Origin of the sequence: Streptomyces sp. NPDC052687 (assembly GCF_040678395.1) — a bacterium.
Classification (GTDB): Bacteria; Actinomycetota; Actinomycetes; order Streptomycetales; family Streptomycetaceae; genus Streptomyces.
The window spans coordinates 1-23232 of the sequence record NZ_JBFATR010000019.1; the positions used below are offsets into that span (position 1 = coordinate 1).

The following is a 23232-nucleotide window of genomic DNA, read 5'->3' on the forward strand; positions in this document are numbered from 1 at the left end:
CGCGACGGCCCGGTGCCACCAGCGGGGGCCGTGCAGGCGGCGCATCAGGGCGTCGTCGGCGTGGCGGCGCTGGGCGCGCAGCGAGGCCCAGCGGTCGGGCGGCGCCACGGGCATCCTGCTGGTGCGGCGGCCCTGCCGGATGCGCAGTCCGGCGTCGAGGAGCCGCAGGGCGAGGTCGACGTCGGCGCGGTGGGCGCCGTGGAAGCGTTCGTCGAAGCCACGGGCCTGCTTCAGGGCGTCGGTGCGGTAGGCCATGTCGGCGGTGATCCAGCGGGCGCGGGCCCGCGCGGTGGTCTCGCGTTCGGCTTCGGTGGGGGCGCGTCCGCCGGGCAGGGGTACGGCGATGACGCCCTGGCTGCCCGCGATGTCGGGGGTGTCGGCCGCGAGGTCACGGTCGAGCCGGGCACACCAGTGCGGGCCCGGCTGGACGCCCTCGTCGAGGAAGACGGCCCAGGGGGTGGTGACCGCGCGCAGGCCGGTGTTGCGGGCCGCGCCGGGGCCCCTGCCTCCTCCGGCCAGCACGGTGGCGCGCGGGCGCAGGTCGCCGAGGACGCTCAGCGGGTGGTCGAGGGCGCCGGGCTCGGGGTGGGGCCGGTCGTCGACGAGGACGATCTGGTCCGGTTTCGGTCCGATCGAGGCGGCGAGCGCGGCGAGGCAGTCGGTGAGGGAGGCGCGGACGAGGGTGGGGATCACCACGGCGTAGGCGGTCATGCGGGCCCCCTTTTTCGTGTCGGCTCCCCTGGCGCGTACCGGCGTACCGGCGTACCGGCGTACCGCTCTTTCGCGGGTGCCAACGTGGGGCCCGATCAAACGCGGGCGCGGCCTCCGGCTGCGCGTGCACGCCGATCGTGAGCGGGGTTCCTAGGATCGTCCCGTGGTCTTCTTCACCCTGGAGCGCACCGTGCCGCTCCCCCTGCCCGAGGCCTGGCGCCGGCTCACCGAGTGGCCCCGGCACGCGGACGCCGTCCCGCTCACGCGCGTACGGGTGCGCACGCCCCCGCCGGACCGCGTCGGGACGGTGTTCGTGGCCCGCACGGGCGTCGGCCCGCTGTTCTTCGACGATCCGATGGAGGTCACGGTCTGGGAACCGCCCGGCGAGGACACGCCGGGCCGCTGCCGGCTGGAGAAGCGCGGCCGGGTGGTGCTCGGCTGGGCGGAGCTGGAGGTGCGGCCGGGACCGGGCGGGCGCGCGCGGGTGGTGTGGCGCGAGGAACTGGCCGTACGGCTGCTGCCCGCCGCGTTCGACCGGCCGCTGGAGGCGGCGGCGCGGGCGATGTTCGGCCGGGCGGTGAACCGGCTGCTGCGGCAGCCGTGATCCGGCGCGGGGTCGGCCCCCGAGCCCGTGCGGGTCTCGGCGACCGGGCGGTACGGCTTCGGGGGCCGAGCCGCGGATCAGGTCACCGCCCAGGGCCGCGTCGGGCCACCGAGCCGACCGGGTTGAGGCGACCCATGGCGCGTCACCCCACCGAGCCGACCGAGTTCACGTCACCCCGCCCAGCCGCCCAGGTCCACGTCAACCCACCCAGCCGCCCGAGTCCACATCACCCCACCCAGCCGCCCGGCCCCCCTCACCCCACCGGGCCACGTCCCCCCACCGACCCGACGCGCCCCGCCGCCGGCGGTGGTGGGGTGTCGGGGTGGACGGGAATGTGCGTGCCGGTGAGTGGGCGGCCGCTGCCGCCGCGCCGGGTGGCGACGATCTCGGCGGCGATGGACAGCGCCGTCCCCTGGCGCTCCAGAACGGGCCGGCCGTCCTGGAGCGCCTGCCGGCGGGGTGCGGAAGGGCACGGCCAGGCGGTACGGCTAGTGGACGCCCAGCCAGCCCTCGATGGGGTTCAGGGCGAAGAACACCACGAAGATCGCCGTCAGCGCCCACATGAAGGCCCCGATCTCGCGGAACTTCCCCTGGGCGGTCTTGATGGCGACGTACGCGATGACACCCGCCGCGACACCCGCGGTGATGGAGTAGGTGAACGGCATGATCACGATGGTGAGGAAGACCGGGATCGCGGTGGCGCGGTCGGCCCAGTCGACGTGCCGGGCGTTCATCATCATCATCGCGCCGATGACCACCAGGGCGGCCGCGGCGACCTCCCCCGGCACGATCGCCGTGAGCGGGGTGAAGAACAGACAGGCCGCGAAGAACAGGCCGGTGACCACGGAGGACAGGCCGGTGCGGGCGCCCTCGCCGACGCCGGTGGCCGACTCGACGAACACGGTCTGGCCGGAGGCACCGGAGACGCCGCCGATCGCGCCGCCCGCGCCGTCGATGAACAGCGCCTTGGACAGGCCCGGCATCCGGCCCTTGTCGTCGGCGAGCCTGGCCTCGGTGCCGACGCCGATGATGGTCGCCATCGCGTCGAAGAAACCAGCGAGCACCAGGGTGAAGACGATCATGCCGACGGTCATCGCGCCGACCTCGCCCCAGCCGCCGAACTCGACCTCGCCGAAGAGTGAGAAGTCGGGCATCGAGAGGGCGCTGCCGTGCAGTTCGGGGGCGCCGCTCGCCCACTGCCTGGGGTCGATGACGCCGAGGCCGTTGAGGACCACGGCCAGCAGCGTGCCGCCGACGATGCCGATGAGGATGGCGCCGGGGATGCCGCGCGCCTGGAGCATGAAGATGGCGAGGAGGGTGAGGGCGAAGAGGAGGACGGGCCAGCCGGACAGTTCACCGGCGGGCCCCAGGAGGACCGGGCCGCCGCCGGGGTCCGGGTTCTCGTGCACGAAACCGGCCTTGACCATGCCGATCAGGGCGACGAACAGGCCGATGCCCATGGTGATGGCGTGCTTGAGGGCGAGCGGGATGGCGTTCATGATCATCTCGCGCAGGCCGGTGACGACCAGCAGCATGATGACGACGCCGTACATCACGCACATGCCCATCGCCTGCGGCCAGGTCATCTCCGGGGCGACCTGGGAGGCGAGGACTCCGGAGACGGAGAGGCCCGCGGCGAGCGCCAGGGGCACCTTGCCGACGAAACCCATCAGCAGCGTGGTGAGGGCCGCCGCGAACGCGGTGGCGGTGATGAGGGCCTGCTGGCCGAGCGTGTTCCCCGCCGCGTCCTTGCCGGACAGGATCAGGGGGTTGAGCAGGAGGATGTACGCCATCGCCATGAAGGTGGTGATGCCGCCGCGCACCTCACGCGCGACCGTGGATCCTCTGTGGGTGATGTGGAAGTACCGGTCGAGCCAGGACCGTCCGGCCGGGACGCGGGTTCCCTCACCCGCGTCCTCCGCGACGGTCTTCGGCTCAAGCGACTGCTGGGTCATGTGGGCCTACTCCCAAGGTTCAAAGGGGCACCCGCCGGTCGCCGTCGGCGCCGTGCGGGATTTGGGAAGGTGCTTCGGCCGCACGACCCGGGGGACGGCCCGAGACGAACGATCACGCTTGTCGTGCCACGCCCCGCGAGCGGTGCGGTGCGTGTGGGGTGCTCCGGGCGGCGCGGGGAGGTTGTGACGTTCCGGTGCGCCGCCCGGAGGGTCTACGCGGTGCCGGTGAGGTGCTCGGGGCGGACCGGCGTCCGGTTGGGCTCCAGTTCCGTCGCGTCCCGGATCGCCGCGAGGACGGCCGGGGCCGACGACAGGGTGGGGGCCTCGCCGACTCCGCGCAGCCCGTACGGGGCGTGGTGGTCGGCGAGTTGGAGCACGCCCACCGGGACGGCCGGCGTGTCGAGAGTCGTGGGGATCAGGTAGTCGGTGTGCGCGGCGAGGGCCGGGCCCGGCAGCTCGGCGCGCGGGTTCTCCATGATCGCGGTGTACGGGACGCGGGCGCCCAGGCGTACGGACTCCGCGCCGGCTTCCCACTCGGCCGGCTCGCCGATGCGGCCGAGGTCGATGAGGTGGCTGGGCCGGCGGTGGTCGAAGTCGATCTCGACCATCACATCCGTGCCCCCGGCGATCGGCACAGCGGTGGGGTGCTGGGCCTTCGCGGCGAGCGCCTCCTCCCGGCTGGCGGGGCGAAGGAAGTCCATGACCGGCTCTCTTCTTCGGGTGGGGTCGTGCAGATCGAGCCAATCCGTGGGTCCCGGGCCCGGCTCGTTCACCTTCCGTTCATGCGGAGTGGAGCCAGTACACAGCGCCGTACTCCAGGGCGGTCAGTCGCAGAAACCATGAAGGAGTTGGCTGGTGAGGGCGGTCATCTTGTAGATTCGTATGAACGAAGGCCCTCAGCAACCTCTCTGTTTTCCTCCGGGAACGTCCGACCCGGGCGCGTGACCTGGGACGGCGCGGAGGAGACGGCGAGCAACCGCATCGGACGACCCTGTGTCGGCCCGTCGAACGGCCCGCGGACCACAACCCACCAACAGCAACAGTTTCATCGTAAGTTTCGAGACAAAGAACGGCGGCGACGAGAATGCGGCTGCGCGCACTGCTGGACACCGACGCGCTGGGCCTCAGGCTGCTCGGCGGCGAGGACGAGCTGGACCGCACGGTGCGGGGCGTGATGACCACCGACCTGCGGGACCCCAGCCGCTATCTCTCGGGCGGCGAGCTGGTCCTGACGGGCCTCGCCTGGCGCCGGGACGCCGCCGACTCCGAGCCGTTCGTGCGGATCCTCGTGCAGGCGGGCGTGGCCGCCCTGGCCGCCGGTGAGGCCGAGCTGGGGGACATCCCCGAGGACCTGCTGGAGGCCTGCGCCAAGCACCGGCTGCCGCTGTTCGCGGTGCACGAGTCGGTGGCCTTCGCGACGATCACCGAGCATGTCGTCCGGCAGGTCTCCGGGGAGCGGGCCGGGGATCTCGCGGCCGTCGTCGACCGGCACCGGCGGATGATGACCTCCGGTCCGGCGGGCGGCGGCCCCGACGTGGTCCTGGACCTGCTCGGCTCCGACCTGGACCTGCGCGCCTGGGTGCTGTCGCCGACCGGCCGGCTCATCGCCGGGCCGAAGGCCGCCGGGCCGGGGCAGTCCGCCGAGCTGCCGGCGGAGCTGTGCGCCCGGCTCGCCGCCGAGCACCTGTCCGCCGCCCGCACCGGCCGGCGCGGCCCGCACCGGGTGCCGGCCGGCTCCTCGACGTACTCCCTGTTCCCCATCCGCAGCACCGCCCGCACCCCGCAGGCCTCCCGCGACGTCCGCGAGAACGTGCTGGCGGACTGGGTGCTCGTCGTGGAGGCGGACGCCGGGGACTGGGCGGAGGAACGGCTCGACCTGCTGCACGGCGTCACCCAGCTGATCGCGGTGGAGCGGGACCGCAGGGACGCCGCGCGCACCGTGCGGCGGCGGCTCGCCCAGGAGGTGCTGGAGCTGGTGCAGACCGGCGCCGCGCCCGCCGAGATCGCCGCCCGGCTGCGGGTGGCCGCCCCGGTGCTGCTGCCCGGGCTCGGCGCCGCCCCGCACTGGCAGGTCGTGGTCGCCCGCGTCGAATGGGACGGCGGGGAGGGCGAGACGGGCCCGGCCGCGCAGTCGCTGCTGGAGGAGATCCTCGTCGACCCGCAGGCGACCGGGCCGGAGCCGTCCGACCGGATCGCCGTCGCCCACGCCGGCGACGAGGCCATCGCGCTCGTCCCGCTGCCCGCGGTCTCCGCCGAGCACGACGGCTCCGAGAGCGGTGTCCTCGCCGACGCGCTGCTCGCGGCCGTGCGCGAGCCGCTGTCCGCGGGTCTCGACGGCGACGGCCGGGTCACGCTCGGCGTCAGCGCGGCCGTGCACTCCGCCGAGGGGCTGCGCGGCGCGCTGGAGGAGGCCCGGCACGCCCGCCGGGTGGCCGCCGCCCGCCCCGGCCGGGTGTGCGCCGCGGGCCACCAGGAGCTGGCCTCCCACGTCCTGCTGCTGCCCTTCGTCCCCGACGACGTCCGCCGCGCGTTCACCGCCCGGCTGCTGGACCCGCTGCGCGACTACGACCGCCGTCACCGGGCGGAACTGATCCCCACGCTGGAGGCGTTCCTGGAGTGCGACGGCTCCTGGACGCGCTGCGCGTCCCGGCTGCACCTGCACGTCAACACGCTGCGGTACCGGGTGGGCCGGATCGAGCAGTTGACGGGTCGTGACCTGTCCCGCCTGGAGGACAAGCTGGACTTCTTCCTGGCGCTGCGGATGAGCTGAGGACGCGCCGGGGAGCGGCTGAAACCTCCGCGGGCGCGGAGACCCACGACTTTGTGAAATCCTTCACCCACCCTCTTGGCCGGGCCGTGCGATCCGTGCTGAGATGCGGCCACCACTCAACAGCTCGATGGCGTGCTCGGGGAGGGCGAGGTGGCGTATACCGCCATGTCTGGTAACGGAACGACCGCCGGTGACGATCCACTCCAGACCGCGGTATGGCGGCTGCGCTCGCGGGCCTGCTGGGCCGACGCGGCCGCCCTGCTCCAACCGGTCACGCCGGGCGCCGCGTTGCAGCGTGCCGCGCTGCTGGTGGAGCGCTGTCTGTACACCGAGCAGGGCTGGGAGGACGCCGAGGACGCGCTGCGCACCGCGGAGGCGCTGGCCCACACCGACGACGAGCGGGGCGCGGCCGCTTGTGAACGCGGGTACTTGGCGTACGCCGCGACCCTCCTCGCGGTTCGGGACCGCGCCGACGAGGCCCGCGCCGCGCTGGGCCGGGCGGCGGCGCTGATCCCGCCGGGGGCGCCGGCCCGGGCCCTGCTGGACTTCCGCCGGGGGCTGCTCGCCGAGAACCTGACCCGCTCCCCCCAGGCCGCCCGCGCGGCCTACCGCCGCGCCCACGCGGCCGCCACCGCCCACTCCGACGCCCTCCTGCTCTCCTTCACCTGGCGCCACCTCGCCGGACTCGCCCTGCGCGACGGCGAGTTGGCCGAGGCCCGGCACGGCTTCGCCGAGTCGCTGCGCATCCGCGAGGAACTCGGCTACCTCGTGGGCACGGCCCCGGCCCTGGTCTCCCTGGCCGACGCCGAGACGGAACCGGAGGCCTCCCGCCTGCGCGAGGAGGCCCGCCGCCTCTTCCACCTCCTGGGCGGCGTCCCCACCTGGCTCACCCGCCACCTGACACCCCCGACCCCGGGCACGGCAACGGCCTGAGCCGCACGGAGGAGGCCCGGCCGCACCCCGACCGCGGGGGCACGCGAGCCGGCCGGGCCGGTCCGACCACAGACGCCATACGGGACAGGGCCCCACCGGCCACGGGGCGCGCGGATGGAACAGCCGGCCCGCACCCACCGCGGGGAGCACACCGGCCAGGCACCCCGCACCAACCCCAAGGCACCACGCGGGCACCTGCCCCGCCGCGACCGCAAGGGACGGCGAGGCCGCGCACCAGCGCGGAGGCGCCGAGACGGTTGGCGCCGTGGCCGGCGAAGCCGACCGCGCGACGGCGACCACGCGGGGCAACCGTCCCGCACCGGTCGCAGGCTCCGCGCGGCCGATCGGCTCATGCCGACGCGGGCTGCTGCCGCGGCAGTCGGCTCGCTCGAACCGCGGCACGCGAGCGCACGACCGGCCCGCCGAAGCAGCGGGCGCCACGCCGCCGGGAGGGCACGGACGGGCGGGGGCGGCTTCACCATCGCCGGGGCACCCGCACCCGGCCACGGCCGGCTCGGACTCCCGCAGCGGGCAACCCACCGGCCGAAACCGCCGGCAGGCGTGCCGCCGGGCGGATCGGGGGCGAGGGTCAGGTAGGGGTGCCTGGGTAGTGGTCGGTGACGAGGGCTCGTACGGCTTCCGTGTCGTCGGCGATCAACGCGTCCAGGAGGGCGACGTGCTGGGCGGCGTCGGTCATCAGTTCGGTGCGGTCGCGGCCCCCGGCCAGCCCGGCCGGCGGCCACTGCGCGCGCCGGTGCAGATCGTCCGCGATGCGCACGAGCTGGTCGTTCCCGGCGAGGCCCAGCACGGCCCGGTGGAACGCCCGGTCCGCCTCGGCGTACGTCACCCGGCACCCGGAGGCCGCCGCCCGCACCGTCGCCTCGGCGAGCGGCCGCAGCTCGGCCCAGCGGGCGGCGGGCACGGTCCGGGCGAGCCGCAGCAGGACGGGCACCTCGATCAGCGCCCGCACCTCCGCCAGCTCCGCCAGCTCACGCGCGCCCCGCTCGACGACCCGGAAGCCCCGGTTGGGCACGACCTCGACGGCGCCCTCCAGCGCGAGCTGCTGCATCGCCTCGCGGACGGGCGTCGCCGACACCCCGAACCGTTCGCCGAGGGCGGGCGCGGAGTAGACCTCGCCGGGCCGCAGCTCTCCCGTGACCAGCGCGGAGCGCAGCGCCTGGAGGACTTGCCCGCGCACGGACGACCGCCGCACGACCGGCCGCACGGGCTCCGCCCCGGACCGCGCCCGCGGAATCGATTGCTCACCGTGGGTGTGCTCACCCCGCGCCGACTCGGGTGCCGTGGCCCGCGCCTGCGGCGGCAGCCTCACCGCGGGCGTCTCCCCGCCGCCCGCCGCACCACCGGAGGCCGCCGGCTCCGACTCGGCCCCCGTGTCGGAGGAGCCGTGCGCGCGCTGCTTCACGGGGGCCTCCTGCGGGCTTGTCGTCGGTTGTCGGTGGTTATCGGTGGTCGGGGAGATCACGGCCGGTTGTTACTCGTCCGTCAAGCACCTTAGAGCCAGGACGCGGTAGTTCAAACTCGCGATCGATTGGGTAAGGTAAGCCTTACCTCTGAGAGACCTCCGAGTGATCAGTTCCTCGACCCCAAGGGGCGGTTCCGGCATGCCTGTGCCCTCTTCGGCCGTAGCGGACGCGTACGCCCGCCTCACCGAGGTGTTCCCGGGCCTCACCGTCACCGAGCTGGCCCCCGGACAGCCGGCCCCGGAGGGCGGCGGATGGGTCGGTGCCGCCGAGCTGGCGGACGGCGGAGCCGCCCTCGACACCTTCCTGGCCTGGGACGACGCCCAGGTCCTGCGGGACTACGGCCACCGGGCCCGCCCCGACGTGATCGCCGGCTTCGGCCTGCACCGCTACGCCTGGCCCGCCTGCCTGCTGATCACCGTCCCCTGGTTCCTGCACCGCCGCGTCCCGCGCTACCCCGTGACGCACGTCTCGTACGACCGCACCGCCCCCAACCTCTCCATGGGCCGTCTCGCCGTGCGCCCGGCCGGCTTCGCCTGCCTGCCCGGCGACCCGGCCGCCGCACTGCCCGGCGCCCGGGTGGTCGACGGCGAGGAGGCACTGCGCGCCGAGGTGCGGGCGGCGGTGGCCGAGCACCTGGAGCCGGTCCTCGCCGGCTTCGGCCCCCGGATGCGCCGGCGCGGCCGCGCGCTGTGGGGCATGGCGACCGACGAGGTCGTGGAGGGGCTGTGGTACGTCGCCCACCTGTTCGGCGAGCAGGGCCGGGCCCGGCACGAGCTGGAGCTGCTGCTGCCGGGGGCGACCAAGCCGTACGTCGGCTCCGCGGCCTTCCGCGAGCTGACCGGACCGGACGGCGAGCGGCTGCCCACCCGGGACCGGGTGAGCTGCTGCATGTTCTACACCGTGCGCCCCGAGGACACCTGTGCCACCTGCCCGCGCACCTGTGACGCCGACCGTGTCGTCAAGCTGACCGCCGCCGCGGCGAGTTGATCTTCCGCCACTTCCGTCCCGTACGATCACCCTTGAACCGGTGGTCCCTGTGATGGCAGCCGATTACCGTTTCCTCACGTGTTGCGGGAAATCTGCCGGGAACCACCCGCAGGGGTTGTCTTCTTCGAACTCAACTCCGCACGCTCACACGGCAGTTCGAGCAGAACGCCGTCCCCGTCTCCCTCCCGGGTCCCCTTGGCGGCCTCTTGCCCCGAAACCCCCAGAGGGCCCGCGGCATTGGGCCACTATGGCGGGCGTCACGCCCTATCCCAATGCAAGGGACCACCGGATGAGACTGACCGAGATATCGCTGAACTGGCTGCTTCCGGGCGCCGTACTGCTCCTGGGCATGCTGGCGGCGGTGGCGGTGCTCGCGCGCGGCAAGCGGACCGCGGGGAAGGACGCGAGCGCCGACGACTCCTGGGAGCGCAACGAGGAACGCCGCAGACGCAAGGAGGCCATCTACGGCACCGTCTCCTACGTCCTGCTCTTCTGCTGTGCCGCGGTCGCGGCGGCGCTCTCCTTCCACGGCCTGGTCGGCTTCGGCGAGCAGAACCTGGGCCTGGCCGACGGCTGGCAGTACCTGGTGCCGTTCGGACTCGACGGCGCGGCGATGTTCTGCTCGGTGCTCGCGGTCCGCGAGGCGAGCCACGGTGACGCGGCGCTCGGCTCCCGCATACTGGTGTGGACCTTCGCCTTCGCCGCCGCCTGGTTCAACTGGGTGCACGCGCCCCGCGGTGCCGGGCACGCCGGCGCCCCCCACTTCTTCGCGGGCATGTCCCTGTCCGCCGCGGTCCTCTTCGACCGCGCCCTGAAGCAGACCCGCCGGGCCGCCCTGCGCGAGCAGGGCCTGGTGCCCAGACCGCTGCCGCAGATCCGGGTGGTGCGCTGGCTGCGGGCCCCGCGCGAGACGTACAAGGCCTGGTCCCTGATGCTCCTGGAAGGGGTGCGCAGCCTCGACGAGGCGGTCGAGGAGGTCCGCGAGGACAAGCGCCAGAAGGAGCAGGAGCGGATGCGCCGCCGCGACAAGGAGCGCCTGGAGCGCGCCCAGCTGAAGGCGATCAGCCGGGGCCACCGCGGTTTCGTCGGCCGTGGCGGCGGACGCCAGGTGGATCTGCCGTCGGTGGAGCAGGGCTCCGAGATGGTCTCCGCGGAGCCTGCCATATCCGCGCCGGAACCGTTGCCGGTACGCGTGCGGCCTTCCCTTCAGCCGGTCCGCGGCGGATCCGCTGACCCGGTCACCGTGGACCTGACCGCGGAGGACGACACCCAGGCCCTGCCGCGCCTCGACTCCCTGGAACGCAAGCTCAAGGATCTGGAGCAGCAGTTCGGCTAGCGCCGGACCGGGGACCGGGCGACAACGGGACGGGGTGCGGCCGCACGGGGCCGCACCCCGTCCCGTTCACGTGTCGTCCCTCGCGCTCATCCCCCGTGTCTCACGCGGCGTCCACGGCTTCCACGGTGTCGGCGGTGTCAGCGGTGTCCGTGGTGTCCGTGGTGTCTTCGGTCAGCTCGAACCAGACGGCCTTGCCGACCGCGTGCGGGCGTACGCCCCAGTCGGCGGCGAGCGCCTCGACCAGGATCAGGCCCCGGCCGTGCGTACCGTCGTCGGCGGCCGGTACGCGCGGTGTGGGTCGGCGGGCCACGAAGTCCCTCACCTCCACGCGCAGTCCGCGCGGTCCGACGGTGGCCGTGAGGACCGCGTCGTCGTCGGTGTGCACCAGCGCGTTGGTGACGAGTTCACTGGTCAGCAGCTCCGCCACGGCCGAGCAGCCGGGGCTGCCCCACTGCCTCAGCAGTTCGCGCAGCGCCCGGCGGGCCTCCGGGACCGCCCGCAGATCCGCCCGGTGGAGTCTGCGCCGCAGCTGCGGCGCCGGTATCCGCTCCGCGGTGCCGTCGGTCTCCTCCTCCACCGTCCCCGCCGTGAGAGCCCCGACCGTGGTGGGCCCGCCTCCTCGTGTCTGACTCCTCATGTCCCCCGCCCGCGTGCCGATGTCGGTTCCCCTCCTGGTCGAACACGTTCACGGGGATCCTTGCCCGGTCGGCTCCGGGCCAGTCATACCGGATCGCCGACGACCGGGTGTTCGGCCACCCCCGAGGCGGCCGGGGGCCGCCGGACAGGCCGCGGACGGCGTGTCCGGCCCCGCGGGCGACCGGCGTGGATCGGCTCACATGTCTATTGCCGTCTGCCCATCCGGCCGTACACGGCCCAGTGGTGAGGCGGGTGGTTCCCCGGCCGTGGCATATCTGCAACCGTCGCGGCGCCGGAACCGCCGGGGCGAAAGTGGCCGGAATGCGACCGTGACAGCGACCCGCCGACCGCGGTCCCGACGCCCCGTGGCCGCCGTCCCCGAGTCCCGGTGGCCGCGGTCCCGATGTCCGTGACCGCCGTCCCCACCCCCGTGGCGGGACGGCGGCCACCGGCGACCGCGCGGCGGTCGGCCGCCGGGTCAGTAGAGCTTGTTCACCGCGGTGGCCGTCGTCTTCCGGAACGCGCGGACGGGCGCGTCCCCGAAGTCGCCCATCTGCGACCACTCCACGACGGTCACGGTCCGCCCGTCGCGTCCCACCGACAGCAGACGGATGTCCGTCGCGCCCCAGGAGGTCTCGGTGTGCAGCCCGTGGACGCGGGCGCCCTCCTCGACGGCGACCCTGCCGTAATGGCGGTAGCCGGCCTCGACCTGGGGGTCGCTCCGCTCGATACGGCCCGCGCAGGAACGGATCTCCCGGTTCATCCGGTCGGCCAGGGCCGCGGCCTTCGCGGTGCTGCCGGTGACGATGGTCAGCTGCCGGGCGCTGGTGTCGAGGTCGGTGTGGAACGGGCGGTAGCGCGAGTCGTAGCCGGGGAACACCTCGTCCAGGCAGAGCCGCAGCTCGTCCGGCACCCCGTCGGTGACCTCGCCGGCGGTCCACGACGAGGACGGGTGCGGCGGCAGGTCGGCGGCCGAGAGGAACGCGGGCGGGGGCGCGGCTGCCGCCGGGGCGGCGAGGGCGGTGACGCCGGTGAGCGCGGCGGCGGCGACTGCGGTGAGCGCTCCGGCTCGGGTACGGATGGGCATGGGTCTCCCCGGGTGCGAGTGCGTGAGTGTGGACTGCCGCCCACCGCCGGCGGGCCGGACCGGCTCCCGGGGCGACATTTCGAGCATCGGCGGGCTGCGGCGGGGGCGCAACAGGGGATGCCGGATCCGTCGGCATGGAACCATCCCACCCCGTCTGACGTGCACGTACAGGGAGTGCCTGGGATGCCGTCCCGGGGACGCGAGCACACGGGGGAAGGGTGTCGGGACACGACGACGAGGTCGCGGAGTTCGCGGCGCTGCTGCGCGGGCTGAAGGAGCGTACGGACCGCAGTTACGGCGCGCTGGCCCGCCGCCTCCGGATGAACACCTCCACGCTGCACCGCTACTGCGCGGGCGACGCGGTCCCCCAGGACTTCGCCCCCGTCGAACGCTTCGCCGCGCTGTGCGGCGCGACGCCCGAGGAACGCCTCGACCTGCACCGCCGCTGGCTGGCCGCCCTCGCGGCCCGCACCCGCCCCCGCCCGGCACCGGCCACCGGCCCCACGGCCGACGAGGAGCCGGGAGAGCCGGAGGAGCCGGAAGAGCCAGGAGAGCCGGGGGCGGCGCCCGGAGAGCCCGCGGAGCCCGAAGAGCCAGAAGAGCCCGAAGAGCCTGACGCCTCCCGCGAGCCCGACGGTCCCGTAGCGTCCCGGGAGCCCGGCGAGCGCGCTGGTCGCGCCGCCCCGGCGCAGCCCCCTGCCCCCTGGTACCGCCGCCGTCGGATCGTCGTCACCGCCACCGTCTCCGGCGCCTTCCTCGCGACCCTCGGCAGCCTCGGAAGCCTCGCCGCGCTCCCCACGGACCGCGGTCCCTCCGGCGAGGCGGCGCCGCGGTCCCGTACGACCGCCACCGCGGCCGCGCCGGACAACTCGCCGGCACCCACGCTGTCCCCGTCCCCCGCCGCGTCCTCGGCGACCGCGTCACCCACCACGCCGGGAAGGAAGAAGGAGCGCAAGAGGTCCGGCCCCAGCTCCTCCGCCACCGACCGCACCGACCCCGCTCCCGACGCCGCCCCGTCCTCCTCCCCCGCCGCCGTCCCCCTCGCCTGGACCGTCGACTCGCACGTGTGGGCGCAGGGGTGCGGTCACGACTACGTCGTCGGGAAGCCGCCCGCCCAGGTCCCGCCGCCCCCGGCACCGCAGGACGCCGGGGTGTGGGCGGCGGCGCAGAGCGCGGTGCACGGCGAGGAGACGAACGTACGGATCTCCGTGCAGGGCCTGTCCGCCACGGCGGTCGTGCTGGAGGCGCTGCGGGTGCGGGTGGCGGGGCGGGCGGAACCCGCGCGGGGGCACGCGTACGCCATGGACCAGGGCTGCGGGGGCGCGCTCACGCCCCGCCACTTCGCGGTGGACCTGGACAAGGACCGGCCGATCGCCCGCTCGGTGCCCGGGAACGACGCCGGCACCCCGATCCCCGCGGTCAGGCTGCCGTACCGGGTGTCCGCCGAGGATCCGGAGGTGCTGCTGGTCACCGCGCGCACCTCGGGCTGCGACTGCCGCTGGTGGCTGGAGCTGGACTGGTCCTCGCAGGGCCGCACCGGCACGGTCCGCGTCGACGACCGCGGCCGCCCGTTCCGCACGAGCGCCATCGAGGGCCTGCCCCACCACACGTACGACACCTCGGCCCGCGCCTGGGCGGCGGACAGCTGAGGAGGTGTCACCGAGCCGACGCACGGCCGGACAGGGGGTGGAGCTAAGGCCGGGGCACGTTGCGGAGGTTGGAGCGGGCCAGCTGGAGCATCTTGCCGACGCCGCCGTCCAGGACGATCTTCGAGGCGGAGAGGGCGAAGCCGGTGACCATCTCGGCCTTGATCTTCGGCGGGATGGACAGGGCGTTGGGGTCGGTGACGACGTCGACGAGGGCGGGGCCCTTGTGCCGGAAGGCGTCCTTGAGCGCGCCGGCCAGCTCCTTGGGCTTCTCGACCCGTACGCCGTAGGCACCGCACGCGCGGGCGACGGCGGCGAAGTCGGGGTTCTTGTTGGTGGTGCCGTAGGAGGGCAGTCCGGCGACCATCATCTCCAGCTCCACCATGCCGAGCGAGGAGTTGTTGAACAGCACCACCTTCACCGGCAGGTCGTACTGGACGAGGGTGAGGAAGTCGCCCATCAGCATGGCGAATCCGCCGTCCCCGGACATCGACACGACCTGGCGGCGGCGGTCGGTGAACTGGGCGCCGATCGCCATGGGCAGCGCGTTCGCCATGGAGCCGTGGGAGAAGGAACCGATGACGCGGCGGCGGCCGTTGGGGGTGATGTAGCGGGCGGCCCACACGTTGCACATGCCGGTGTCGACCGTGAACACCGCGTCGTCGGCGGCGATCTCGTCGAGCACGGACGCCACGTACTCGGGGTGGATGGGCACGTGCTTGTCCACCTTGCGGGTGTACGCCTTGACGACACCCTCCAGCGCCTCCGCGTGCTTCTTCAGCATCCTGTCGAGGAAGCGCCGGTTCGTCTTCTCCTTCACCCGCGGGATCAGGCAGCGCAGCGTCTCCTTCACATCACCCCACACGGCGAGGTCCAGCTTGGAGCGGCGGCCGAGGTGTTCGGGGCGTACGTCGACCTGGGCGATGGCGACGTCGTCGGGCAGGAAGGCGTTGTACGGGAAGTCGGTGCCGAGCAGGATCAGCAGGTCGCACTCGTGGGTGGCCTCGTAGGCGGCTCCGTAGCCGAGCAGGCCGCTCATGCCGACGTCGAACGGGTTGTCGTACTGGATGTGCTCCTTGCCGCGCAGGGCGTGGCCCACCGGTGACTTGATCTTCTCCGCGAGGGCCATCACCTCGGCGTGCGCGCCGGCGGTGCCGCTGCCGCAGAACAGGGTGACCTTCTCGGCCCGGTCGATCAGGTCGGCGAGCTTGTCGATCTCCTCGTCGCCGGGGCGGACCGTGGGCCGGGCGATGACCAGGGCGGTCTCGACGGTCTTGTCGGGTGCCGGTTCGGCGGCGAGGTCGCCGGGGAGGGAGACGACGCTGACGCCGGAGCGGCCGACCGCGTTCTGGATGGCGGTCTGCAGCAGGCGGGGCATCTGCTGCGGGCTGGAGATCAGTTCGCAGTAGTGGCTGCACTCGCGGAACAGCCGGTCGGGGTGGGTCTCCTGGAAGTAGCCGAGGCCGATCTCGCTGGACGGGATCTGCGAGGCGAGGGCGAGGACCGGGGCCATGGAGCGGTGGGCGTCGTACAGGCCGTTGATGAGGTGCAGGTTGCCGGGACCGCAGGAGCCCGCGCAGGCGGTCAGCTTCCCGGTGATCTGGGCCTCGGCGCCGGCCGCGAACGCGGCGGTCTCCTCGTGCCGGACGTGGATCCACTCCAGGGCGGGGTTGCGGCGGACGGCGTCGACGACCGGGTTGAGGCTGTCGCCGACGACGCCGTACAGGCGTTTCACCCCGGCGCGGGCGAGGATGTCGACGAACTGCTCGGCGACGTTCTGCTTGGCCATGGATCCCTGAGCCCCTTCGCTCGGCGGCGGATGCGGCGGTGCGGTCCCCCGGTCCATGAATCCACACCGTGCGCGGTTACGCCTCCCACACGGCCGCCGCCGTACGGTCGTCCGCGTACCCCTTCACCCGGACCTGGGTGTCGGCGAGGAACGCGGCGAGGCCCGGCGGCTGCGGGTGCGACCACCGTTCGATGAGATGGGCGGGGAGCTCCGGTTCGCCCCGCAGGGGCTCGGCGAGGCCCTCGGTGCACAGCAGAAGGACATCACCCGGACGGGCGACCGAGGCGCGGAAGCGGAAGGGTTCGCGGGGCGGCCCGGGGGCCGGTTCGTACGGGCTCGGAGGGGCGGGGATGCCCAGGTCCTGGGTGAGCCGGTCACCCTCCGGGGTCTCGGACGGCGGTGAGCCGAACCCGACGACGGGCTCCCCCACGGCCTCGGTGACCCGCGGTTCGATGTCCTGCCAGCCGCCGTCGCGGAGCCGGAACAGGCCGCCCGCGCCGACACCGAAGAACACCCGGGTGCGGCACTGCGGGTCGGTCGGCAGGAGCAGGCAGCGCAGGGTGGCCGCGTACTCCTCCGGGCGCAGGCCCTGGTCGGCGGCGCTCGCCCGGAGTCTGCCGAGGCTGCGGTCGGTCAGCCGGTGCAGGCCGGACTTCAGGTCGCCGCGGCGGCCCGCGCGGATGTCCTCCGCGAGGCGGGCGTGGCTGCGGCCCACGGCTCCGCCGATCCACCGGCACACCTCGGCGGCGGCGCGGTGCGCGTGCGGGGTGGCCCGCGCGCCCGTGGCCATCGCGACCAGCAGCAGCGCCTGGTCGCCGGTGCCGAAGCGGGCGGTGAGCAGCGCGTCGCGGCGCGGTTCCCCGCGGTACCGGGCGGAGTCGCCGCGCACGGAGGCCGCGCGCAGGGTGCACGTGCCGTACCGGGCGCCGTCGAGCACCGTGTCCGGCACGAGGTTCCCGAGATCGTCGGGGTCGGCGGCGGGGAGAGCGGTCGGCTCCGGGTCGTAGGTCGGGGGGCCGGAACCGACGTGGGCGAGGGGGGTGGGTGCGGTGGGGGGCGGGGCGGCGGGGGTGACGGGCGCGGGGGCGGGGGCGGCTGAGGCTGCGGGAGCGGCGGGTGGCTGTCGCCGGCCGTCGGGTGGGAGTGGGGGCGGGGGCGGCGCGGGGCTGCCGGTCGCCGAGGCGGTGGGGCCTCGGGGTGGCCGGGGATCCGCCGCGGGTCTCGGGAGGGGCGCCTCGGGCCGGGGGGTGGGAGTGTCCGGCGTGGGCCTGCCGAGCGGCTCCGGGGCGGAGTCCTCCGGACGGGCCGCGGTCCCCTCCGGGCGGGCCCCGGTCACCTCCGGGCGGGCCGCGGGTCCCTCCGCCGCATCCGCGGGCGGTGTGGAGCCCCTGCGTGGTGCCGGGACCCTTGGTGCCGGTACGCGAGGTGGTGGTGGTTCCGGTGGGCGGCCGGTCAGTGCGTCCGACGCGGAGGCGAACCGGTCGTCCAGCGAGTCCGGTGTGGGCGTGGGACCCGTGTCCTCGACGGAGTCGTCGTACAGCTGCCTCCACCAGTCGTCGGAGTGACCGGTGGGCCTTCCCCCCTGCTGGCTCATGCCGGTAATTGTCCACCGCGGGCGCCGGAAGGGAACGGGGCATCGGGAAAATGCCGTACGCCGCGACGCGCGACGACGGCGTGTCGGGGGAGGCGTCGAACGGGGGTGCGGGCGGCGGGGGTCGGCGGTCGCAGCTGGGCCGGCGCGCGCACGAGCGGGGCTGGGTGGCACGCGAAGGGCCGTGACGCCGCGGGAGCCGTCCCGCGGTCCTGCCCTGGGGTGCAGGTCCGCCGGATCTGCGGGCCCCGGCGGGCTCCGGCAGTCTGAACTCATGGGAGTGTGGGAGCTCCTGCTGGTCGGCCTGGTGATGCTGCTCGGCCTGTGCGGAGTGCTGCTGCCCGGAGTGCCGGGGTCGTGGCTGGTGTGGGCCGCGGTGCTGTGGTGGGCGTTGCAGGATCCCCGGGCGGTCGCCTGGTGGGTGCTGGTGGGCGCCACGGTCGTGCTGCTGCTGTCACAGGTGGTGCGCTGGGCGCTGCCGCCGCGCCGGCTGCGGGCGAGCGGGGCGACGGCCCGGCTGGCGGTGTACGCGGGACTGGGCGCGCTGCTCGGCTTCTTCCTGCTGCCGGTGCTGGGCGCGGTCCCCGGTTTCCTGGGCGGCGTCTACCTGGGCGAGCGGCTGCGGCTGGGCCGGGCCGGTGAGGCGCGGGCGGCGCTGCGGACGACGATGCGGTCGGGCGGGTGGAGCGTGCTGACGGAGCTGTACGCCTGCCTGCTGATCATGGGGGCGTGGCTGGGGGCGGTGTTCTGGGGCTGAGCGGCGCGGTCCTCAGAGCCCCGGCTGCACGGGTGCCTGGATCGGCGCCCCCTCCAGGGTGAGCAGCCGTACCTTCCGGTCGAGGCCTCCCGCGTAGCCGGTGAGCGCGCCGGCCGCGCCGATGACCCGGTGGCAGGGGCGGACGATGAGCAGCGGGTTGGCGCCGATCGCGCCGCCGACGGCCCGGACGGCGGCGCGGGACGCCCCGATCCGCGCGGCGATCTCGCCGTAGGTGGTGGTGGCCCCGTAGGGGATGGTGTCGAGCGCCGCCCAGACCCGCTCGCGGAAGGCGGTGCCGTGCGCGCGCAGCGGCAGGTCGAACTCCTTGAGGTCGCCCGCGAAGTACGCGGCGAGCTGGTCGGCGGCCTCGCGGAACGGGCCGGCGTCCGCCCGCCAGTCGTCCCGCACCGTCCGGCCGCCCTTCTGGCCGGGCACGGACAGGGAGGTGAGCGCGCCGCTCGGGTCGGCGGTGAGCAGGAGCCGTCCGACGGGGCTGTCGAGGTGCGTCCAGTACGTGTTCACGGGTTACTTCCACTCTCCTGCTGCGCGCAGGTGTCGGACGGCGTACGAGCGCCAGGGGCGCCAGGTGTCGGGGATGTCCGCGCCGGGCGGGGCGACGTCGGGGTCGCCGAGGGCGCGGGTGCGGATGACGGCGACGGTCGCCGCGTCCAGGCCGGGCAGGGCGAGCAGCGCGGCCTGCGCGTCCTCGCGGTCGGCGCCGGGGTCGAGGTGTACGGCGCCGTCGGCGAGGGCCGCGGCCAGTGCGCCGAGGGGGCCGTCGGGCTCGGCCTCGGCGAGGACGGCCGGTTCCGGGAAGAGGTGGGTGAGGGTGCCGCAGGGCGCGTCGAGCGCCTTGCCGTACCGCCGTACCAGGTCCCCCGCGGCCGTACGGCCCACCAGGGCCCGCACGGCCAGTTCCTCGGGGTCCGCGGCGCCCGGTGACCGCAGTCCGGGCCGGGCGGCGACCAGCGGGCCGAGCCGGGGGTCGGCGCCGAGGCGCTCGTCGACGGCGAACGGGTCGGCGTCGAGGTCGAACAGCCGCCGCAGCCGCTGCACGGCGGTGGTCAGGTCGCGGAGGTCGGTCAGGTGCAGTCGCGCGTCGAGCCAGCCGCCCGGATGGGCGACCGCGCCGCGCGGGCGCCCGCTCCCCCGCCGTTCCTCGACCGCGACGATGCCCGTGCCGTAGGGGAGCCGCAGGGTGCGGCCGTAGACGCGGGCGCCGGGCGGGCCGGTCACCTCCTCGACGCCCGAGACCGCCTCGCGCTCCAGGAGGTCGAAGACGGGCGCGGCCTGGTAGGGGCCGCGGTGGGCGAGGCGCAGCGGGATTCCGGCGGTCGGGGTGCCGGAGCGCCGGGCGGTGCGGCCGGCGGCCCTGGGCGCGGCGGCGCGCAGCGCGCTCGGGGTCATGGCGTACACCTCCCGGACGGTGTCGTTGAACTGGCGGACGCTGGCGAAGCCGGACGCGAACGCGATCTCGGTGACCGGGAGCGTGGTGGTCTGCAGCAGGACGCGCGCGGTGTGCGCGCGCTGCGCGCGGGCGAGCGCGACCGGGCCCGCGCCGAGTTCGGCGGTGAGCTGGCGCTGGACCTGCCGCGCGCTGTAGCCGAGCCGGGCGGCGAGTCCGGCGACGCCCTCCCGGTCGATCACGCCGTCGCCGATCAGCCGCATGGCGCGGCCGACGACGTCCGCGCGGACGTTCCAGTCCGCCGAGCCGGGCACGGCGTCCGGCCGGCACCGCCGGCAGGCCCGGAACCCGCAGCCCTGCGCGGCGGCGGCCGTGGCGAAGAACCGGACGTTGCGCCGTTTCGGTGTCACCGCCGGGCAGCTGGGCCGGCAGTAGATGCCGGTGGTCTCGACCGCGAAGAAGAAGGCCCCGTCGAACCGGGCGTCCCGGCTGCGCACGGCCTCGTACCTGCTGTCGTCGTCCATCACGCGATCCAGTCTCCGCCATGGCGCGGGGCGCGGCTGGCGGAAATCGGACATGGCGTCCGGAGCCCTGGACGCCATGTCCTCCTGCCGTTCGCCGGGCCGCTGCCGACAGTCGTTCCCCTGCCGGCTACCGCCGGTCGTTCCCCTGGCCGCTACCGCCGGTCGTTCCCCTGGCCCTTACCGCCAGCCCTTCCGCTTGGCCTCCACGGCCGCGCGGCCCTCCGCGCCCTTGCGCTTCCAGTCCCGGCGCAGTTCGGCCCGGACCCGGGCGTCGGTCTTGGCGACGATCCACTGGTTCTCGCGCTTGAGCTTGCGGTAGCTGTCCAGCCGGCGGGCGGGCAGGTCGCCGCTGTCGAGGGCGGCGAGCACCGCGCAGCCCGGTTCGGCCTCGTGGGCGCAGTCGTGGAACCGGCAGCCCTCGGCCAGCTCCTCGATCTCGGAGAACACCTGGGCGACGCCGGTGTCGGCGTCGTAGAGGCCCACGCCCCGCAGTCCGGGCGTGTCGATCAGCACTCCGCCGCCCGGCAGGGCGAGCAGATTGCGGGTGGTGGTGGTGTGCCGGCCCTTGCCGTCGACGTCCCGGGCGGCCTGGACGGTCAGGACGTCCTCCCCCTTGAGGGCGTTGGCGAGGGTGGACTTGCCCGCGCCGGACTGGCCGAGCAGCACCGACGTGCCGGTGCCGAGGACGGCGGTGAGCACGTCGAGGCCGTCCCCGTCGTGCGCGCTGACGGTCAGCACGGGGACGCCCGGCGCGCTGGTCTCCACGTCGTGGACGAGGTGGGCCAGCGTCGCCGGCTCCGGCACGAGATCCGCCTTGGTGAGCACGACGACGGGCGCCGCCCCGGACTCCCAGGCGAGCGCCAGGAAGCGCTCGACCCGGCCGAGGTCGAGTTCGACGGCGAGCGAGACGGCGATGACGGCGTGGTCGACGTTGGCCGCGAGGATCTGTCCGTCGGACCGCTTGGAGGAGGTGGACCGCACGAACGCGGTGCGCCGCGGCAGGTACGCGCGTACGTACCGCGGGGTGCCCGCGGGGTCGACGGCGACCCAGTCTCCGGTGCACACGACCCGCAGCGGGTCGTGCGGGGTGACGAACGCGGTGTCCGCGCGGATGACGCCGTCGGCGGTGACGACGTCGCACTGGCCCCGGTCGACCCGTACGACCCGTCCGGGCAGCAGCCCGTCGGCGGCGTACGGGGCGAACGTGTCCGCCCAGTCGGCGTCCCAGCCGTAGGGAGCGAGAGCGGACGGCACAGCAGAGGTGGAAGTCAAGGGAAGAGCCCTTCACAAGGGCGGTCCCGGCACCGCGAGAAGGCGGTGTGTGAGGTCAGCCGGTGACCGCGGAGGTGGACGTGACGAGTTCCTGGATGCGGGCAGCGCCCGTCGCAGAGACAGCCATCGGTCACACCTCCCTTCGTCGTCGCTCGGCCGGTCGCGGCGGCCGTCGGCCACCGTGCTCGCACCACCGTAGAGGGGGGTGCCGCCGGGCGCCAGTGATTATTCGGCTGGTCCGGCGACCGCGCAGGGCCGGCCGTCGAGGGTGAAGTCGTGCGCGGGTGCGTTGCGGCCCTGCCAGGAGGCGAGGAAGCCGAAGGAGAGGGTGCCGTCGGCGGGGACCGTCTTGTTGTAGTCGGCGGCGCGGGCGGTGACGCGGGAGCCGTGCTGGGCGTACGTCGCGTCCCACATCTGGTTGACCCGCTGGCCGTCGGGGAACGTCCAGGCGACCCGCCAGTCGTCGAGGGCGCGGTCGGTGTGGACGGTGACGGTGGCCTGGAAGCCGTCGGGCCACTGGCCGGCGAGGTCGTAGGAGACCCGGCAGGCGGGGGGTTCGGTGCGGGCCGGGGCGGGGGCGCGCGTGGTGCGGGCGGGGGCGGCGGTGCGCTGGGGCGCGGGGGCGGGGCTGGTGGTGCGGCGGTCCCGTCCGGTGGCCGGGGCGGCCGGGCGGGTGGGCGTCCGGGTCGCGGAGGTGGGGTCGACGGTCCGGGGCGCGGGCGGCGCCGGCGCCGACGGGTGGGGGTCGGCGACCGGCTGGCGGTCGGTGGTGTCCGCGGGCGGGGCGGCGCGGTCGCCGGTGCTGTCGAAGGGCATCAGGGTGACGGCGAGCGCCAGCGCGGAGACGAGGACGGCGGCGACCAGGAGCCCGTTGCGCAGCACGCGCGGCTGGGGTGTGCCGCACTCCTCCGCATCGTGGTCGGGGGTGTCGGGGCGGCCGGGGCCGCGCCGGGCCTCGGCGGCGCGGCGGCGGCGCTCCAGATAGGCCAGGCCGCCCCAGCCGAGCACCCCGCCGGCGAGGGCGGCGGCCGGTCCGCCGCCGTGCAACCGCAGACAGGCGGCCGCCTCGGCGCAGGTCACACAGCGGGCGAGGTGCCGGGACAGGTCGGCGGGGATCTCGGTGGCCGGGGTGCGGGTGACCGCGTCGAGCAGCCGGGCGTAGCGGGCGCACTCGGCATCGAGCGGCGCGTCGAGGTGGGCGCGGCGGCAGCGGTCGCGGAACAAGCGGCGTACCTCGTCGAGTTCGCCGGCGACACCGGCCGGGTCGAGGCCGAGCCGCCGGGCCACCACGGGCAGCGGCAGCGCCTCCACCTCGGCCAGCCAGAGCAGGGCCGCGTCCGGTTCCTGGAGGTCGCGCAGGGCGCGCAGGGCGAGGGGGCGGCGCGGCGGGGGCCCGGTGTGGCGGGCGGCCTGGTCGGAGGTGAGCCACAGCCGCAGCTCGGGGTGGAGGAGGTGGCCCTCCCCGGCGCTCTCCCAGGCGGCGGCCGTGGTGCGCACGGCGGTCAGCAGCAGCGGGATGTGCGGCAGCCGGGCGGGGCGGCGGCCGGTGCCGCGCGGCAGGGCGGCACCGGTGTCACGCGCCTCGCGCAGCCCGCGCGCGAAGGCCTCCCGGGCCAGCCGGGTGGCGGCGCCGGAGCCGGAGGTGCACAGGTCGGCGTAGGAGAGGACCGTGTCCCAGTACTCGGTGAGCAGCGCCGCCTCGGTGGCGTCCTGGGGAGGGGGCAGGTCGGGCATGTGTCTCCTGC

18 protein-coding genes and 2 pseudogenes are annotated in these 23232 nt (G+C 75.0%); 7 read left to right on the plus strand and 13 right to left on the minus strand.

Annotated elements, in window-relative coordinates:
• Window positions 1-711 (minus strand): glycosyltransferase (locus AB0K92_RS17500; RefSeq protein ID WP_365923747.1); only part of this gene is annotated, 711 nt, incomplete at its 3' end.
• A gap of 163 nt (window positions 712-874) precedes the next feature.
• Between AB0K92_RS17500 and AB0K92_RS17505 the strand changes: the two genes are divergently transcribed.
• Complete coding sequence (locus AB0K92_RS17505) at window positions 875-1315, plus strand: SRPBCC family protein (protein WP_365923749.1); 441 nt, start codon at window positions 875-877, stop codon at window positions 1313-1315.
• Window positions 1316-1803: 488 nt separating this feature from the next.
• Here AB0K92_RS17505 and AB0K92_RS17510 read toward each other — a convergent pair whose 3' ends face one another.
• The 3 genes and pseudogenes from AB0K92_RS17510 to AB0K92_RS17520 all read right to left on the minus strand — a co-directional run.
• Entirely contained in the window at window positions 1804-3270 is a 1467-nt protein-coding gene (locus AB0K92_RS17510) for an NCS2 family permease (protein ID WP_365923751.1), read from the minus strand.
• A 212-nt stretch (window positions 3271-3482) separates the two neighbouring features.
• Window positions 3483-3698: pseudogene (locus AB0K92_RS17515) on the minus strand (hypothetical protein); the annotation flags it as partial.
• Window positions 3696-3971: pseudogene (locus AB0K92_RS17520) on the minus strand (FAD binding domain-containing protein); the annotation flags it as partial. The pseudogenes AB0K92_RS17520 and AB0K92_RS17515, both read right to left, overlap by 3 nt.
• A 383-nt stretch (window positions 3972-4354) precedes the next feature.
• On the opposite strand from AB0K92_RS17520, the gene AB0K92_RS17525 reads away from it, so the two are divergent.
• Both AB0K92_RS17525 and AB0K92_RS17530 read left to right on the plus strand, forming a co-directional pair.
• On the plus strand, window positions 4355-6040 hold the full coding sequence (locus tag AB0K92_RS17525; RefSeq protein ID WP_365923753.1) for a PucR family transcriptional regulator ligand-binding domain-containing protein: 1686 nt from the start codon (window positions 4355-4357) through the stop codon (window positions 6038-6040).
• A gap of 165 nt (window positions 6041-6205) precedes the next feature.
• Window positions 6206-6973: a hypothetical protein gene (locus AB0K92_RS17530; RefSeq protein WP_365923755.1), complete on the plus strand. Its 768-nt coding sequence runs from the start codon at window positions 6206-6208 to the stop codon at window positions 6971-6973.
• 589 nt (window positions 6974-7562) lie between these two features.
• Here AB0K92_RS17530 and AB0K92_RS17535 read toward each other — a convergent pair.
• Window positions 7563-8396 carry a GntR family transcriptional regulator gene (locus AB0K92_RS17535; RefSeq protein WP_365923757.1) on the minus strand — a complete coding sequence of 278 codons (834 nt, stop codon included), beginning with the start codon at window positions 8394-8396 and terminating at the stop codon, window positions 7563-7565.
• Window positions 8397-8595: 199 nt separating this feature from the next.
• Between AB0K92_RS17535 and AB0K92_RS17540 the strand changes: the two genes are divergently transcribed.
• Both AB0K92_RS17540 and AB0K92_RS17545 read left to right on the plus strand, forming a co-directional pair.
• Window positions 8596-9444 (plus strand): (2Fe-2S)-binding protein, encoded by an 849-nt coding sequence (locus tag AB0K92_RS17540; protein WP_365923759.1) that lies wholly within the window; start codon window positions 8596-8598, stop codon window positions 9442-9444.
• Window positions 9445-9733: 289 nt separating this feature from the next.
• Entirely contained in the window at window positions 9734-10780 is a 1047-nt protein-coding gene (locus tag AB0K92_RS17545; RefSeq protein WP_365923761.1) for a DUF2637 domain-containing protein, read from the plus strand.
• A gap of 100 nt (window positions 10781-10880) precedes the next feature.
• Here the strand turns inward: AB0K92_RS17545 and AB0K92_RS17550 are convergent, their stop codons facing one another.
• A complete protein-coding gene (locus AB0K92_RS17550) occupies window positions 10881-11357 on the minus strand; it encodes an ATP-binding protein (RefSeq protein WP_365923763.1) in 477 nt (158 codons plus the stop codon).
• Between the two features lie 537 nt (window positions 11358-11894).
• Window positions 11895-12503 carry a hypothetical protein gene (locus AB0K92_RS17555; RefSeq protein ID WP_365923765.1) on the minus strand — a complete coding sequence of 203 codons (609 nt, stop codon included), beginning with the start codon at window positions 12501-12503 and terminating at the stop codon, window positions 11895-11897.
• Window positions 12504-12721: 218 nt separating this feature from the next.
• On the opposite strand from AB0K92_RS17555, the gene AB0K92_RS17560 reads away from it, so the two are divergent.
• Complete coding sequence (locus AB0K92_RS17560) at window positions 12722-14152, plus strand: helix-turn-helix transcriptional regulator (protein WP_365923767.1); 1431 nt, start codon at window positions 12722-12724, stop codon at window positions 14150-14152.
• Between the two features lie 43 nt (window positions 14153-14195).
• Here AB0K92_RS17560 and AB0K92_RS17565 read toward each other — a convergent pair whose 3' ends face one another.
• Both AB0K92_RS17565 and AB0K92_RS17570 read right to left on the minus strand, forming a co-directional pair.
• Entirely contained in the window at window positions 14196-15938 is a 1743-nt protein-coding gene (locus AB0K92_RS17565; protein ID WP_365923769.1) for a pyruvate dehydrogenase, read from the minus strand.
• A 76-nt stretch (window positions 15939-16014) separates the two neighbouring features.
• Complete coding sequence (locus tag AB0K92_RS17570) at window positions 16015-17532, minus strand: protein phosphatase 2C domain-containing protein (protein WP_365923771.1); 1518 nt, start codon at window positions 17530-17532, stop codon at window positions 16015-16017.
• A 271-nt stretch (window positions 17533-17803) separates the two neighbouring features.
• On the opposite strand from AB0K92_RS17570, the gene AB0K92_RS17575 reads away from it, so the two are divergent.
• Window positions 17804-18286, plus strand: a complete 483-nt coding sequence (locus AB0K92_RS17575; RefSeq protein WP_365923773.1) for a DUF456 domain-containing protein — start codon at window positions 17804-17806, stop codon at window positions 18284-18286.
• A gap of 12 nt (window positions 18287-18298) precedes the next feature.
• Here AB0K92_RS17575 and AB0K92_RS17580 read toward each other — a convergent pair whose 3' ends face one another.
• From AB0K92_RS17580 to AB0K92_RS17595, 4 genes are all read right to left on the minus strand, one after another.
• The gene (locus tag AB0K92_RS17580; RefSeq protein WP_365923775.1) at window positions 18299-18808 is read right to left on the minus strand and encodes a methylated-DNA--[protein]-cysteine S-methyltransferase; all 510 of its coding nucleotides are present in this window, start codon (window positions 18806-18808) and stop codon (window positions 18299-18301) included.
• 3 nt (window positions 18809-18811) lie between these two features.
• Window positions 18812-20215 (minus strand): AlkA N-terminal domain-containing protein, encoded by a 1404-nt coding sequence (locus tag AB0K92_RS17585; protein WP_365923928.1) that lies wholly within the window; start codon window positions 20213-20215, stop codon window positions 18812-18814.
• Between the two features lie 177 nt (window positions 20216-20392).
• Window positions 20393-21487 (minus strand): ribosome small subunit-dependent GTPase A, encoded by a 1095-nt coding sequence (gene rsgA / locus AB0K92_RS17590; RefSeq protein ID WP_365923777.1) that lies wholly within the window; start codon window positions 21485-21487, stop codon window positions 20393-20395.
• 225 nt (window positions 21488-21712) lie between these two features.
• Window positions 21713-23221, minus strand: a complete 1509-nt coding sequence (locus tag AB0K92_RS17595) for a cellulose-binding domain-containing protein (protein ID WP_365923779.1) — start codon at window positions 23219-23221, stop codon at window positions 21713-21715.
• Between the last annotated feature and the right edge of the window lie 11 nt (window positions 23222-23232).